Consider the following 15026-nt stretch of genomic DNA (forward strand, 5'->3'; position numbering starts at 1 on the left):
CAAGGATGACATCGGCGCACGGGCCGCACCAGCGGATGCGGCGGCGGCGGAGCACCTATTTGCGTCCCGCCTCGAGCCAGGACCAAATTTCACCGGCTACTTGACCGTAATGGGGATTTCCCGCCACGCGGCCCCGCCTCGGTTGTCCCGCACGATGACCCATACGAGGCCCGCGCCGGGCTCCTTCGGGATGCGAAGCTCGTTCTCCGACTCACCCACGCGGCCCGCCTGCGGATCGAAGAGGAGCCGCAGCTCGTTGTCGAATCGGCCGATGGTGCTGTGAAACGTGGCCCAGAGCTGCTCGCGGACGGCTTGCCCGTCGCTCCCCTTCGAGAGGTCGTTCGGCTCCCAACTCGCGTCAGGGACGAGCGCGCCGAGCTTCTTCGTCTCGCACTCCTTGAACTTCTCTTTGGTGCAGCGGTCGACGACGATGCCCTCCGGTCCGAGCGGCTTGCCGTCGAAGGTGAGGCCGTCGATGACGGGGTTCGCGTTGGTCTTGTCGTCGTAGGCGTAGACGCGCGAGAAGCCGATGACGAAATCGTCGGCGCCGAGCTTCTTGCCGGCGTCGTCGTAACAACCGAGCGGCACGCTCTGCGGGTTGTCGCTGAGTTCCTCGAGCTTCACGCGACCGGCGCAGGCGATGTTGAAGACGATCCCGAGCCCGTAGGGCGAAAGCGCACCCGGCGACGGTGGATGCGACAAGACGACGTCTTTGGGCAACGTGATGCTGAACTTCGGCCCCTTGGGCAAGAACGCCGTGAGGTCGAGCCCCGGCTGGAGCGGCAGGGCCGGCTCGGCGCCCGCGCCTTGTGCTGCGGTCTGCCGCCCCGCGAACTGCGCGAAGCAGAGGTAGTAGAGATCTCGCGGCGGGTTGAAACACGCCGTGGGGATCCAATAGATCTGCATCGGCCGGGTCCTGTCGGCGCGGCCGTCGTGGGCGAGGACCTCGATCTCAACCGTGTCGCCGGGCTTCGCGAAGGGCTTGTTGGCGCGCGACGCGAGGATCCGAACGCCGTTGACCACCGACGGCGGGTCGAAGTCGACGGAGAGGCACGACGCGCTCGAGGCGGCGAGGAGCGCAGCGAGCGCGAGGCGACCGCGCGTGACGGTCGCGACAACGGGCACGAAGGGAGTCGGACGCATGACTAGAACTCTCCTCGAAGGCCGATGCTCGGAAGGAGCGGGATGCCCGTCGCGAAGGTGCTCCGCGTGAAGTTGTAGTTCTGGCTCTCGTCTGATCGAACGGCGCGAGGACCACCGGATCGGCCGGCGAGTTTTGCCGCTCACTCCGCGACAGCGTGTAGGCGAGCCACCCGAAGAAGCGCGCGTCGGGCTTGTAGCGAAGCAGCACCTCCAGACCGTAGATGCGCCCGCGGCCCTGGTTGCCCTTGCCCTGCACCACGAGCCGATCGAGCTGCTTGTAGAAGCCCTCGAGGCCCAGCTCGATGTTGCGCGTGAGCTCGTGTTCGGCTCCGAGTCCGTAGTGGAGGGCGCGGTTGGACTTGACGCTCGGGTTGCCAAAGACGGGGTTCGTCTCTTGCGGCTGCGGCGGCTGCATGAACACGCCGACGCCGCCCTTGAGCGTCGTCCGGGGATTGCGAACGACGTCTTGGCGGAAGTTGATGCGCGGCGAAAGGTCCCACGAGCGGGTGTCTTTGGCGTAGTCGACGCGGACGCCGGGCACGAGGCGCGTGCCCACTTGCGGGACCAGCTCGAGCTCCGTGTAGAGCGCAGGGCGGTAGATCGCGTCTTTGTCTTCCGAGACGAGCGGCGGCCGCGAGAGGATGGGCCCCGACGGGGGCTCACCAGGCTGGGGAAACGGTGGGAATCGAACGCGCACGTCGTAGGGCGCGTACAGCATGTCCATGCCGACGTTGGCGGTGACGCCGGGGCTCACCTTTTGAGAGACCTCGACGCGCGTCGACAGCGGAAACGACTCGAGCGTGAAGTAGTTGTCGCCGAGGGCGAACTCAATAAAGTCGCTCCCGATGGCGCTCATCAGCTTGAAGTCGGTATTTTTGCCGAGCTTCGTCTTGTAGCGACCTTGCAGGCGGTAAAAGCCGGTGTGCGCCGACACGCCTCCGCCGATGGCCGGGTCCGACGCGACGGGACTCTTCACGAGAATCTTGAGCCGGTCGTCGGAGCCGAAGAGCGCGAAGCGCACCGACGAGTCTTTGCCGAGATCCCGCGAAAGGAGCGCTTGGTAGTCGTAATAGACGGGGGCCGTTGAAACGCCGGAGCCGGCAGCCTCGAGCACGGGCTTGAGCCAGAGATCAAAATAGGAGCGACGACCACCGACGGCGAAGTTCCAACCGGTGTTGCCGATGGGGCCTTCGGCAAGCACGCGCGCGTCAATGAGATCGACCTGCGCGAGCCCGTGAAGCTTGTCCTTCTTGGGATCGCGCATGCCGACGTCGACGACGCCGCCCATCACGCGGCCGTATTGGGCCGAGAAGTTGCCGGGATAGAAATCGATCTTCTCGAGCAGCTCGGTGGGGATGGCCGAGCTCAAACCGCCGAAGTGGTAGATGAGCGGTACGAGCGTACCGTCGACGAAGGTGTTCGTGTCGTTGGGGGACGAGCCGCGAATGATGAGCAGGCCCGCGAGGCCCGGCGGCCTGGCAACGCCGGGGAGGTATTGGAGCGAGCGGAGCGCATCGCCGCCGGTGCCGGGGATGCGGTTCATCTCGCGCTGCTCGATGGTGCGCTTGGTGACCTCGCGGGGCGGACGCACGCCGCGAACGCGCACCTCTTCGACTCCGTCCTCGTCGCCTTCGGGCTCCTTCGGGGCCGCTGCACCCGCGGCGGCGGAGCGCTCGAGACGAAGGACGTTCGAGACTTCCTCGCCGGGCCCGAGCTCCTGCGTCCCCTCCGCTGCGACGAAACCTTCGGCTTCGATCTTGAACCGATAGGTGCCGGCGACGAGTCCCTCGAACGTGAAGCTGCCGGCGGCGAGGTCTGTGGTGCGCGCCTGGCCGTCGGGCCCCGTGAGCGTGATCTTGCCGGCCCCGACAGCGCGATCGGTGTCGCGAGCGCGCACGCGCCCGCGAAAGCGCGCCTCCGGGGGCGTAAACGCGTAGCGGTGGCGAATCTTCGCCGCGACGGCGCGGTCGGCGCGCTTGGCCGGCTCGAAGACGAGCTTGCGCGCCGCTTCGAGCGCCGCTTCGTCGAAGCCGTGCCCCTGGGGGGTCTCGACGGTCGCCTTGCGAACGGCGCCGGTGACATCGATCTCTAGAACGAGAACGACCGTGATCTTCTCCCGCACGCCGTCGGTTACGGCTTGTTGCGGGTAGACGGCGCCTTCGTCTTTGACGAGCTTTGGTGGTTCGACGGTGACGGCCTGCGGTGCCGTGGGCGCCTCTTCTTTGGGCGCGATGATGGCAGCTCCGGCGGCACCACGCGGGATGCTCGATCCGTCACGCGGCTTTTCGTCGGGCGCGGCCGGTGGCGGGGGAGCCGGCGGCGTTGGAGCCGCGGGCGCGGGCGTTTGCGCGGCCGTGTGGCGCGGAAACAGGGCGGGCCCCGCTACCACGAGGAGCGCCGCAACGATGCAGCGTGCACTGCGAGCGCGAACGCGCGCCACGGGTCTCATGCGCGACTACGCTTAGTGGCACCGCCGCCAAAGCTCAAGGAGTCTTGGACAATTCGTGGCTTCAGACTTTCCGGCGGGTGCGTTATACGCGGGCGCGTGAGGAGTCCGTGACGACGCCGCGGTCCGCCTTTGACGCTCGGCGCGGCTGGCGCGCGCCGTCCGCGTACGTCGCCTCAACGCTCTATGTGCTGTGGGCGGCGGCGTGGACCCTCGCGTCGGCGGTCTCGTTTTACCGGGCCATGCTCGATCAAACGGGCGGCGAGTGGTCTGCGCCCCTCGACGACGTCTTCATTCACTTCGACTATGCGCGCGAAACCGCGCGCGGCGAGCCCTTTCGATGGACCGCAGGCAACGGCTATTCGTCGGGCAACACGAGCCTGAGCTACCCCTTCGTCCTCGCCGCCGGCTACCTCGGCGGCTACACCGGCGAAAAGCTCATGGTCTGGGCCGGCATCGTCGCCGCCGTCAGCGTCTTTGGCACGATGCTCGTGGCCCGTCATCTCTTCCCAAAGGGCGCGGGCGCCGAGCCGTCGGTGGCGAGCTTCCTCGTGCCGCCGGCGCTCGTGTCCTTGGGAGCGCTCTCTTGGTCGCTCTGGAGCGGCATGGAGGTGGCCGTCTTTCTCGGCGCCTGGGCCCTCGCGCTCATGGCCGCGTTGGGTATCGAATCGATGCAGCCCGATCGACCAGGACAGGCGAGCCTTCGCGCGCGCTCTCTCCTCTTGGGCGCGGCCGGCGTGCTGTTGGTGACGACGCGCCCGGAAGGCGCGACGACGCTGGCAGCGCTCGGCGTCATGGCCGCCGAGGGCGTCCGAAGGCGCGCCGGAATGCGGCAAGCGCTCATGGTGCTCGCGCTCGCGGGCGCGCCGGCGGCCCTCGCGTTGGCGCTCCAAACGTGGGCCAACGCCGCCTTCACCGGCGAGCTCTCGGCCAATGGCGCCATCGTGAAGCTCGCCATCAACCACCCGTACATGACGCCGAGCGAGAAGCTCGACGACTACCTCTTCAACGTTCGTTACGCCGTCTTCCGAAACGTCGACTACCACTTCGCCGACTCACCGGGCTTTGGCTTCATTTTGCCCGCCCTCGCGGCCGCTTCGTTGGCGGTCAAAGAAACGCGGCGGTATGCGCTCCTCCTTTGGGCGCAGATCCTCCTTTGGATCGCCGTCGTTGCGTTGAATGGGCAGGTCCGTTGGCAAAACGAGCGATACACGATGCCAGCCGTCGCGTGGCTGATCCTGGCCGCGGCGCTCGGGGCCTACGGCCTCGTTAAGCAACGGCGGGCACCGTCGTTCGCCCTCTTGGCCCTCGTGTGCGCCGGTGCGATCCAGATCATCGGGGTCGGGACGCGGCCGGCCGGCACGGCGGCCGAGCTTCGCTTCCCGTGGGGCCTGGCCCTCTTCGCGGGCCTCACCGTGGCGTTACTCCTTCAGGTTTGGGCCGTGCGCGCCATCGCCGTCGCCGCCGCGCTCTTCTTGTTCCAAACGCATCAGAGCGACCGCCTGCGCGATCAGAAGTGGTTCTTTGCAAGGGCCTCACGCAACATTCGTGATCAACACCTGGTGGCGGGGCGCTGGCTCGCGGAGATCAAGCCGAAGCGAATCCTGGTGGGAGACGCCGGCGCGCTCGTGTACGCGTCGGGCGCCCGCGGCCTCGACATCATCGGCCTAGGCGGCTTCCACCAACTGCCCTTCGCGCGCGCCGGCGTCCACGGCCTTGCGGCGAGCCTCGAGCTCATCGAGCGCATGCCGGCGGCGGAGCGGCCGGACATCATGGCGATCTACCCCACCTGGTGGGGCGTCTTGCCAACCTGGTTCGCCAAGGACGTCTTGGCGCGGTTCCCCGTCGAAGGAAACGTGATCTGCGGCGGTTACGAAGACGTGATCTACCGCACCGATTGGAGCCTCCTCGGCTCCGGCGAACGCCCCCGAACAATCCCCGCCGGAGAGGTGGTTCGCGACGCCGTCGACATCGCCGATCTGGTCAGCGAGCGCGCACACGGGTATCGGTTTCCGCAGCCGGCCGGCGGTTTCACGGACATGAAGATTCTCCCCGACCCTTCCGATCCTCGCGCATCCATCTTCGACGGCGGCCGCCGCATCGGAGCCGGCCGCGCCGAGAGCTTTCGCCTTCGCGGGCTCCGCGCCGGCGCGGCTGCGCACCTCGTGATTCGCTCCTCGCCGGAGCCAGCCACGCGCGTGCGCGTTCGCGTCGCGGGGCGCGATGTCGCGTCCTTCGAGCTTCCCGAGACCGAAGGCTGGACCGAATCGGTGGTGACGGTCCAAGTGACGGAAGAGCCGCTTCGCGTCGAGCTCGTCAATGATGGCCCCAACGACTTCGTGGACCACCACGTTTGGGTGACGCAGTGACTCGGCTCAAGGCGCTTCTCGCGTTCATCATGCCCGCCGACGTCGGCGCCTGGGGGACCTTCGCCTTCGGGCTCTTGGCCTTGGTCCTCGCGGCTCGTTTTGGCCACGGGTGGCACTGGCTCGAAGCGCCGCGCCGCGGAGGACCAACGCGCGCGCGTTTCTTGATGAGCGTCGCCTTCGCGGCGGCGTTCCTCTCGCTCGCGTACGTGGCGCACTACTTGGGCGGTGGCCCACGCATCATCGACGCGACGAGCTACTTCCTCGAGGGACGAACGCTCGCCCAGGGCGGCTTCACCTTCGACGTGCCGACGCCGACGGCGGCCTTCCGAGGGCGCTTCCTGCTCTTCTCCGAGCCGTCGCAGCTCGGCGGCATCTTCCCGCCGGGCTATCCGCTGCTCCTGGCCTTCGGCTTCATCATCGGCGCGCCGATGGTCATCGGTCCGTTTTTGGCGGCGGGCCTGGCGGCGTCGACGTATTTTCTCGCCCGCGAGCTCGGCATCGCGGCCTTCGGTGAGGCCGAGGAGCGCGACGTCGAACGCGCTGCGCGCGGCGCCGCACTCTTCTCCGTCGTCACCGCGGCACTTCGCTACCACACGGCCGATACAATGTCGCACGGCGCCGCGGCGCTGGCCGTCACGCTTGGCCTGGCGGCGCTGCTCCTCGTTCGCCGAACGGGCAACCGGCCCGCGCTGTCGCTGCTGGGACTCGCGCTCGGCGGCCTCGTGGCCACGCGCCCCGTGTCAGCGCTTCCGCTCCTCGTGGCGACCGCCCTGCACCTCGCAGGCCGGCCGCCGGAAGGAACGAAGCGCTCTCGGCTTCGCGCGGCGCTGCGGGTGGCCGTCTTCATGGCGCCCGGCGTGTGGCTCCTCCTCGCCTCGCAGGCGGCGGTCACCGGCTCGTGGCTCGGCTCCACGCAGAAAGCCTACTACGCCGCCTCCGACGGTCCGCGCGACTGCTTCCGCTACGGCTTTGGCGCCGGCATCGGTTGCCTCTTCGAGCACGGCGACTTCGTTAGAACGCGCCTCACCGGCGGCTTCGGTCCGCTCGCGGCGCTGCTCACGACGCTCAGGCGCCTCAAGATTCACCTCTTGGACGTGACCAACTTCGAGCTCTTCACGGCCACGCTGATGGCGCTGTCGTGGCCGCTCGTGCGCCGCGTCGCCGCGGCCCGAACGGCGGCGCTCGTCGTCTTGGGACAGATCCTCGCCTACGCGCCCTTCTACTTCGACGGCTCCTACCCGGGGGGCGGCGCGCGCTTCTACGCTGACGTGATCCCCGTCGAACACGCGCTCTTCGCCGTGGCCCTCACCAAGACGTTCCTCGACTCAGGGCGCGCCATCGCCGTGACGCTCGCGGCGAGCGTTCTCGCGTTCTCGCTGCGCGCGTCGCACGATCACGTGCAACTCATGAAGCGCGACGGAGGCCGCCCCATGTTCGAGCCCGATCTGGTGCGCGAGGCGCACAAGGACCACGGGCTCATTTTCTTCGACACCGATCACGGGTTCAACTTGGCGCACGCACCGGGCGTCTCGGCCAGCCACGGGATGATGTCTGTGCGCCTGCGCGGTGACGACCGCGATCGGTACCTCTACGATTCGCTCGGTCGCCCGAGCACGCATCGCTACGTCTTCGGCCCCGAGAAGTCGTCGCTCGAGCTCTTCACGCCGCCTTCGAGCGGGGTCGGTGTCTTTCGCTACGAGAGCGAGGCCGAGTGGCCTCCGCTCCACCAACGTGGCGGCTACGCGGAGCCGGCGTGGGCCAGCGGCATCGCGTCCGGCGACCGCTACCTGCGGCTCACGCCCGACGATCCCAGCGCGCCGGCGGAGGCCGAGCTCGAGCTTCTGATCCCTCAAGACGGGCGCTACACCATCGATGGCGCCGCGGTCCTGCAAGGCCAAGGCGCCGTGGCGAAGCTCCGCGTTTTCTCGAAAGGCACGGAGGTAGGCGCCCTCGAATGGAGCGATCCGAAGGCCGCTCTGCCGAAGGCCATCGTCTACGAGCTAGGCGCCCGGTCGGTGGACCTGGTGGCGCCGGGACGGCTCAAGCTCGAAGTGAGAGGCGCGCCCGCAGGCCTCGACCGTGTGACCTTGCGGAAAGCGCCCTAGCAGGCGGCGAGTCACTCCAAAACCGTGCTTGACCTGGGGAGTCGCTCGCGCTCTCCTAAAGATTCCGGTGGCTTGCCTCGTGCGGCTGCCGACAGGAAGGGGCACAGGGGAGGCTATGACGAAGAGCGAACTCATCGACGCCTTGGCCATCCGAAGCGAGTTGACCAAGGCGCGGGCCGAGCTCGTCGTCAATTGCGTGTTCGACGCGATGACGGAAGCGCTCCACCGCGGCGAGGGCATCGAGATTCGGGGCTTCGGGAGCTTCACGGTGCGTCCCTACAAGTCTTACAACGGCAGAAATCCTCGGACCGGCGAGCAAGTGGTCGTGCCGGCGAAGCGCCTGCCTTACTTCAAGGTCGGCAAGGAGCTCCGCGAGCTGGTGAATGCCAGCCGCGCTCACGGCGCGATCCGCGGTGACGACGACGACGACGACGACAAGGACGACGACTTCGATCCCGAAGACGACGGCGATTGACCTCTGCCTCGAGTGACATGACCACGGGGGCCGCGGCACCGACGTGAGCGCGGCCTTTCGAACGGGCGTGCTCCAGCGGACCGCGTTGGCGATATCGCTCGCGTTCCCAATCATCGGATGCGGCGGCGCCCCGACCGCCGCAAAAGCGACGCCGGTCGAACCCGCCGTTCGCCTCGCGCCGCTGGGCAACCTCGTCGCGGCGGCGGGGCTCGAGTGGCTCGTGCTCGTGGAGCCCAAGACCTTGGCGGCGTCGCCGGCGGCCTTCGATGCCCTCAGTCAACTGTTCCCCGCGGCGCGCTTGGCAGACTTCGAGGCGCGCCACGGCGCGGCGCTCACGGGCTTCGACGAGCTCGCCGTCGCGTCGTTCCCAGGAACGGGCCTCGTGCTGGTGAGGGGCTTCCTCAACGCGCCGCGCATCGAAGCGACGTTCGCGGCGCGGACTCGCGTGACGGAACGCCACGCGAACGGCGAGGGCATTGTCCATGTCGTGGCGCAGCGAGGCAGCGAACCGGAGCGCCTCTTGCTCCTTGGCACGCGCGGCGCGAGCGTGGAGCGAGGGCGCGCGGGACCGCAACGCGCGGCGGAGCTTTTCGCGTTGGGCCGCTTGAAGAAGGCCCGCCCCGCGCTCGCAAGTGAGCCGCTAGGAAGCGCAGCGGCCCGCCTCGGCGCCTTCCCCGCTCGATTCTTCGTGCCCGGACCGTTCTCCGGCGAGTGGGCCGCTGCCGGCGGCGGCGTCCTCCGAACGGCGACGGCGCTGGCGGTGGGCGCACGCATCGAAGAGAGCAGCGCGAACGGCGACGCTAGAGCGCGCGAGGCCAGGCTCGAGATCGTGCTCTGGGTGCTCGGGGAGTTTCCCAAGGAGGCCGGCGCCGAAGCGCGCGTCGGTGCGACCCTCGATCGGCTCTTGGCCAGCAACGTGGGGCGGCTCATGGGGACGGAGCAACCGCTCGAGCCTCTCTCGGTGCAAGCCGTCGACGGCGGAATCCGGGCGCGCATCGTCCTCCGCGCGCGAGACGTCTTTCGCGGCGCACGAGAGGCGACCGAGGCGTCGGCCGAGGAGATTTTTCGGAGGTAGGACGGCCGGCGTGGCCAAGGACCTAGCACTACTCCGACACTGTGAAAGCGTTCGCGACACTGCGGCTTCTTTCGACCCTGCGTCCCGCCTGTCATTCCAGCGGCACACGGTGGCACGGCCGCGCTCTGCTGCCGCGCGAGGTTTCGCTGCGAAGACCACCGCTCAGGCTTGCGGGCGCGGGCACGAAAGGTGCTCTCGGCGCTCCATGCGCCTGGCCACGCTTCTCGCCAACGTCCTCTCGTCAACGGCCCTCCTCGCGTGCGGGGGCCAGACAGCCGATGATCCACTGCCTCCTGGGCGCGGAGGCGACGACGCGGGCGCAGCGAACCCTGCGCCTCCCGCGACCACCGCGGGCAACCCGATCGGCCCGACCCGAGTGGACGCTGCCGCACCGTCCACGCCGGACGCGAGCCCGCCTCCCAAGCCGACGCCCACGTGCACGACACCCCCGGCGATCATTCGCGCGAACGTCAACTGCGGCGACGTCGTCTACCACGCGTGCGGGACACCGAAGGGCGTTGACCCGAGTGACGGCTTGACGCCGGCGGAGTGCGCGCTCGCGTGCCCCGTGACGACAGGCACGAAGTACTGGGGTTGCCAAGAGTACCTCGCCGACGACCTGCCCGGTCCGTCGTTCGACTGCTTCACCTGCGTGGAAGGACGACGCCCCGCCGGCTACGACGACGCCACCCCGACGCCGCGAACCGTGGCCGAGTGGCTTGCGTATGCCGCCGAGTTGGAGCGCGTGAGCGTTGACGCGTTCCGCATCCTGGCGCTCGAACTGGAGCTCAATGGGGCGCCAGCGTCGCTGGTCACCGCCGCGAGGGTCGCCGAAGCCGATGAGGTCCGCCACACGCGCATGCTCGAGCGATTCGCGCGCAAGGCGGGGGCGACGCTCACGCCGCGACCGGTGCATGACAGGCCGGCGCGGACGCTCAAGGCCGTGGCCATCGAGAACGCCGTGGAGGGATGCGTTCGCGAGACCTTCGGCGCCCTCGTCGCAGGGCACCAAGCGTCGACGGCCACCATGGTCGAGCTGCGTGTGGCGATGAAGCGCATCTACGTCGACGAGACGGCGCACGCACAGCTCGCGTGGGACGTGCACGCGTGGATCCTTCCCCAGCTATCCGAGGCAGAGCGCGCGGAGGTCAAGTCGGCTATGGCAGTCGCGCAAAGCGACCTACTCGCGTCGTGCCGGCACACGGGCACGCGCACAGAAGAGAGCGAGTCCATGTTCCGGGCGCTCGGCCTCCCCTCGCCGGCGCACGCCCGCGCCATGGCAATGGCGCTCGACCGGCAGCTCTTCGCGGGCGAACACGCCGCGTAGCGCCGGCCTATCGACGCGTCGGATCGAAACGGGACCGCATCCCCTCCGAGAGCGCGCGGAAGGTCGCGTCGCGCTCAGGCGCCTCGCGCGCCCACGCCGTCGTACGGAAGGGCATCGCCGACTCGAACATGAGCCATAAGGACTCGTCGGGGATGCGCCGCGGGGGCTCGACCGCGTCGTCGGGCATCGCCAGCACGTGGTCGTAGGTTGCCGTTGAGACGCCGTGCGCCGTCAGCAACGGCGAGAGAAAGGTGCAGCCCGGGTCATACCCGGCGGAGGGCGACGGCGTGCGCACGACCATGTTGATCTCGCTCGCTGCGTTTCGATGCATAAACGGTGGCCTAAAGCTGTGCTCGATGACCTCCCATCGACCCGGAAATACGACGACATCAGCGATGGCGCGTCCGTGATCGTCGAGCGGCGCGGTTAGCACCGTGAGGATGGACGGGTCGGGGTGATCGAAGCTGACCGATCCCATGGCGTTGAAGAGCGACAAATCGTAGGCGTGCGGCGCGTGATTTCCATGCCACGCGACAACGTCGAAGGGCGAGTGCGCCTGCGTCGCGGTGAAGAGGCGTCCGCCCAACTGCGTGACGAGACGGAAGCCCGCCGGCGGTGTCCGGTCCTCGTAAGATGCCGCCGGCGCGATGAAGTGACGCGCATCGGCGAGACCGTTGGAGCCGATGGGACCCCGCTCCGGAAGACGCAAGCGACGCCCAAAGACCTCAAGGACCCAACCTCGACCCACGCCGTCGGGCAGTCCGATGGCGAACTTGAGGGCGCGCGGCACGATGAGCACCGATCCCGGCGCGACACGCAGCCAGCCCAACTCGGTGCGACACTCGAGCGTGCCCTCCTGTGGAACGATGAGCAGATCGCCGTCGGCGTTGGAGAACGCGCAGTCGGACATGTCTGCGTTCGAGGCGTAGAGGTGAACGCGGTACCCGGGGCCCGACGTCGGGTCGCCGGCGCCGCCCAGCGTGACCAGCCCATCGACGAAGTCGACCTCCTGCGGAGGGACCGGTATCGGGAGCGGGCACCATCGCTCGCGGTTCGGCGACGCGTCCAAGAGCGGCGCGCCAAAACGCGGCGAAGGCAGCGGCAAGAGCTCGCCGTGAGAGAACGACGGCCGAATGCGGTACATCCACACGCGTGAGTTCTCTGCGCTGCGCACGGTGAACGGCGTTCCGTTCAGGAGCTCCGGATAGAGGCCAAAGGGGCCGCGACGCGGGGCGTTCTGCGTACGCGGCAACGCGTCCGCCAACGCCTCCGACTGATGCGGCGCACCGAGCCCCGCAGGGCCGTCAAGCTTGTCGGGCGCCCGCAGCGGCCGTGACTCCCCACGCGGCGGTTCCGCCCACGCCGCTCCGAGGAGCGCCTCAAGCGATGGCGCGTCGAGGGAGCGCGGCGAAGACGGGGGCGACGCCAAGATGGCCTGGACCACGCGTGCGATGCCGTCCTTCGGCATGCCGAGACTCGCAAGCGAACGCGGCGCGCCGGTGGCTTGTGCGAGGCGCTCGAGGCCGAGCACTGGGTCGACGACGCCGAGCGCGGTGGCGATGGCCCGCATCGCGTCGGGTGCAGCCTCGCGGTGAAAGCCAACGACGTGCGGCAAGAGCGCGGCGTGGGTCGCCGCGTGCGGGAGCGCGAAGCCTCCACCAAGGACGTGGCAGAGCTTGTGATGCAGTCCACCGCCCACGTCACCGAAGACGCCGCCCGCGAGGTACGCGCCCTCGAGCGCCGCGCGACGCGCGCCGTCGTCGTCGAGGTTTGCCGCAAGAGCGGCTACGCCGCTGGCGAGCAGGCGGAGTGCCTCCTCGGCGGAGAGTTCGGTGGCACGGTCTCGCCCCAACACCCAGAGCGCTTCGACGGCGTGCGCCATCGCGTTCCACAGGCTCGCGACGGTAACACTTCGCGGAAGCGCAGAGAGGAGCGTCGCGTCGTAGATGACCAGCGCGGGCCGCACCCGCTCGTCTCGGCGCGTGACCTTCTCGCCACCGTCCGTGATCCCGAAGACGGGCGTCATCTCCGACCCCGAGTAGGTCGTCGGAACGGCGATGACCTTCACGGGTAGCTCGGCTGCTACGGCCTTCGCGAGACCGATGGCCGAGCCACCACCAAACGCGAGCACCGCGTCGGCGTGAACGCGCTCGGCCTCGCTCCGCGCTTGCAGGACCACGTTGCGCGGCACGTGCTCCTTGGCGATGGCCAAGACCCCAACGGCAATCTCACCGAGCTGCGCTGCCAGCGCGGCCGCTTCCGAGGCGCGCCCCGGCGTTGCCACCACCAAGACGCGGGCTGCGCCGAGCTCGGCGATCGGGCCGAGGATGCGCGCCCTGGCGCCGTCGCCGAAGACGACGCGCGTGGCGCCACGCTGCATGACGAACTCTCGCTTCATCGCGCCGACCTCTAACATTTCTTCCGCCTTGTGAATGCCTGGGCATCGCACCTAGGCTCGGTGAACGGGACCGGAGGGACGGTCGCACGAAGCGCAGTCGCCATCTAGCCTCCATGCATCCATGAGCGCCCCGCCCTTCCCCGAGACGATTCCCGATCTGCTCGAATGGCGGGCGGCCTCGTGCGGCCCGCGACCGTGGCTCTTCGCCAACGGCGCCGCGCTGTCGTTGAACGAGGTCCTAGCAATCGTCGATCGATACGCCACAGGCCTTCTCGAGCGCGGCGTCGGACGTGGCGACCGAGTAGCGCTCATCCTCGGAAACCAGCCGGAGGCGCTCTTCACGTGGTTCGCGGCCAACCGCCTCGGCGCCGCCGCGATGCCGCTCCAGCCAAGCCTCAAGCGCCGCGAAGTTGCAGGCATCTTACACACAACACGACCGCGCGTCGTCGTCACCGAAGCACGCGAGGCAGCGCTGGACCTCGCGACCCTCGCCGTCAACGACTTGAACGGAGGGCCTCCGCCACAGGTAACGACCCCTCAGGCGCTCGCGGCGGCAGGCAGCGGCTCGCCGAGGGCCGCCGTTCACCCCGACGACGTGGCCGTGCTCCTCGCTACCTCTGGCACGACCGGCGAGCCCAAGGCAGTCCAGCAAACGCATCGCACGTATACGCTCACGGCCGAGAGCTTCCCCGCTTGGGTTGGCCTGGGAGAAGAGGACCGGCTCTTGGCGGCGCTCCCGCTCTTTCATATCAACGCGCAGGCCTATTCGGTGATGGGTGCGTTGGGGGCCGGCGCAAGTTTGGCGCTGCTTCCCAAGTTTTCCGCCTCGACATTTTGGGCCGACGCCGCGCGGCTCGGCGCCACCGAGTTCAACGCCGTCGGCGCCATGATTCGGATCCTCGCGAACACCCCCGCTGGTTCACACGATCGCGCTCACGGCGTGCGCCTCTGTTACGCGGCGCTCGCCCTCCCAGAAGCGGAGCATCGCGCCTTCGAGGCGCGCTTCGGCCTCTCGATGACCGTAGGCTACGGCCTCTCCGAGACGACCTTCGGAACCGTTTGGCCGCGCGACGCGCGCCCTTACGGGACCATGGGCGTCTTGCGCCAACACCCGCGCCTCGGCGTCGTCAACCATGCGCGCGTGGTGCGCGACGACGGCACCGATGCGGCCGACGACGAGGCGGGGGAGCTCTTGCTAAGAAACCCCGCGATGATGCGTGGCTACATGGGTCGGGCGGGCGAGACGGAGGCCGCGTTCACGGGGCCATGGTTTGGGACCGGCGATCTCGTGCGACGCGACGCGGCGGGAAGCTACACCTTCGTCGCTCGCAAGAAGGACGTGCTTCGGAGGCGCGGAGAGAACGTCGCGGCGGCCGAGATTGAGGCCGTTCTGGCGAGTCACCCGGCTGTGAGCGAAGCCGCGGCGGTGGGCGTGCCGTCGGCACTCGGCGAAGACGAGATCGTGGCGTTCGTACTCCTTCGCAGCGGGGCCGGCGCGAGCGCTGACGAGTTGCGTCAATGGGCGCGAGAGCGGCTTGCCGACTTCAAAGTCCCTAGCGCGATGCACGTTGTCGATGAGCTTCCGCGAACGCCGACGGCGCGCGTCGCCAAGCACGTGCTGCGAGCGCGAGTCGAGGCGCTCCGGCGTTCGGAGGGGGGCGGGTGACGTCGCGGGCGCGACGCCGTCG

9 protein-coding genes are annotated in these 15026 nt (G+C 68.8%); 6 read left to right on the forward strand and 3 right to left on the reverse strand.

Features of this window, described 5'->3' with window-relative positions:
• Nucleotides 1-96: 96 nt before the first annotated feature.
• Both IPG50_18755 and IPG50_18760 read right to left on the reverse strand, forming a co-directional pair.
• Complete coding sequence (locus tag IPG50_18755) at nt 97-1023, reverse strand: hypothetical protein (protein ID MBK6694224.1); 927 nt, start codon at nt 1021-1023, stop codon at nt 97-99.
• A complete protein-coding gene (locus IPG50_18760; protein ID MBK6694225.1) occupies nt 953-3592 on the reverse strand; it encodes a TonB-dependent receptor in 2640 nt (879 codons plus the stop codon). The genes IPG50_18755 and IPG50_18760 overlap by 71 nt, the downstream gene beginning before the upstream one ends.
• Nucleotides 3593-3699: 107 nt before the next feature.
• Here IPG50_18760 and IPG50_18765 point away from each other — a divergent pair, with 107 nt between their 5' ends.
• The 5 genes from IPG50_18765 to IPG50_18785 all read left to right on the forward strand — a co-directional run bounded on the left by IPG50_18765 (nt 3700) and on the right by IPG50_18785 (nt 10940).
• The gene (locus IPG50_18765) at nt 3700-5958 is read left to right on the forward strand and encodes a hypothetical protein (protein MBK6694226.1); all 2259 of its coding nucleotides are present in this window, start codon (nt 3700-3702) and stop codon (nt 5956-5958) included.
• Nucleotides 5955-8063 carry a hypothetical protein gene (locus tag IPG50_18770; GenBank protein MBK6694227.1) on the forward strand — a complete coding sequence of 703 codons (2109 nt, stop codon included), beginning with the start codon at nt 5955-5957 and terminating at the stop codon, nt 8061-8063. Before IPG50_18765 ends, IPG50_18770 begins: the two co-directional genes overlap by 4 nt.
• Nucleotides 8064-8178: 115 nt before the next feature.
• A complete protein-coding gene (locus IPG50_18775) occupies nt 8179-8538 on the forward strand; it encodes an integration host factor subunit beta (protein ID MBK6694228.1) in 360 nt (119 codons plus the stop codon).
• A gap of 67 nt (nt 8539-8605) precedes the next feature.
• Nucleotides 8606-9613, forward strand: a complete 1008-nt coding sequence (locus IPG50_18780) for a hypothetical protein (protein ID MBK6694229.1) — start codon at nt 8606-8608, stop codon at nt 9611-9613.
• A gap of 205 nt (nt 9614-9818) precedes the next feature.
• Nucleotides 9819-10940: a hypothetical protein gene (locus IPG50_18785; GenBank protein ID MBK6694230.1), complete on the forward strand. Its 1122-nt coding sequence runs from the start codon at nt 9819-9821 to the stop codon at nt 10938-10940.
• Nucleotides 10941-10947: 7 nt separating this feature from the next.
• Here the strand turns inward: IPG50_18785 and IPG50_18790 are convergent, their stop codons facing one another.
• Nucleotides 10948-13338, reverse strand: a complete 2391-nt coding sequence (locus IPG50_18790) for a homogentisate 1,2-dioxygenase (GenBank protein MBK6694231.1) — start codon at nt 13336-13338, stop codon at nt 10948-10950.
• Between the two features lie 121 nt (nt 13339-13459).
• Between IPG50_18790 and IPG50_18795 the strand changes: the two genes are divergently transcribed.
• Nucleotides 13460-15004, forward strand: coding sequence for an AMP-binding protein (locus IPG50_18795; GenBank protein MBK6694232.1), 1545 nt, complete (start codon nt 13460-13462; stop codon nt 15002-15004).
• Nucleotides 15005-15026: the final 22 nt, after the last annotated feature.

Source organism: Myxococcales bacterium (assembly GCA_016703425.1).
GTDB lineage: Bacteria > Myxococcota_A > Polyangia > Polyangiales > Polyangiaceae > JADJCA01.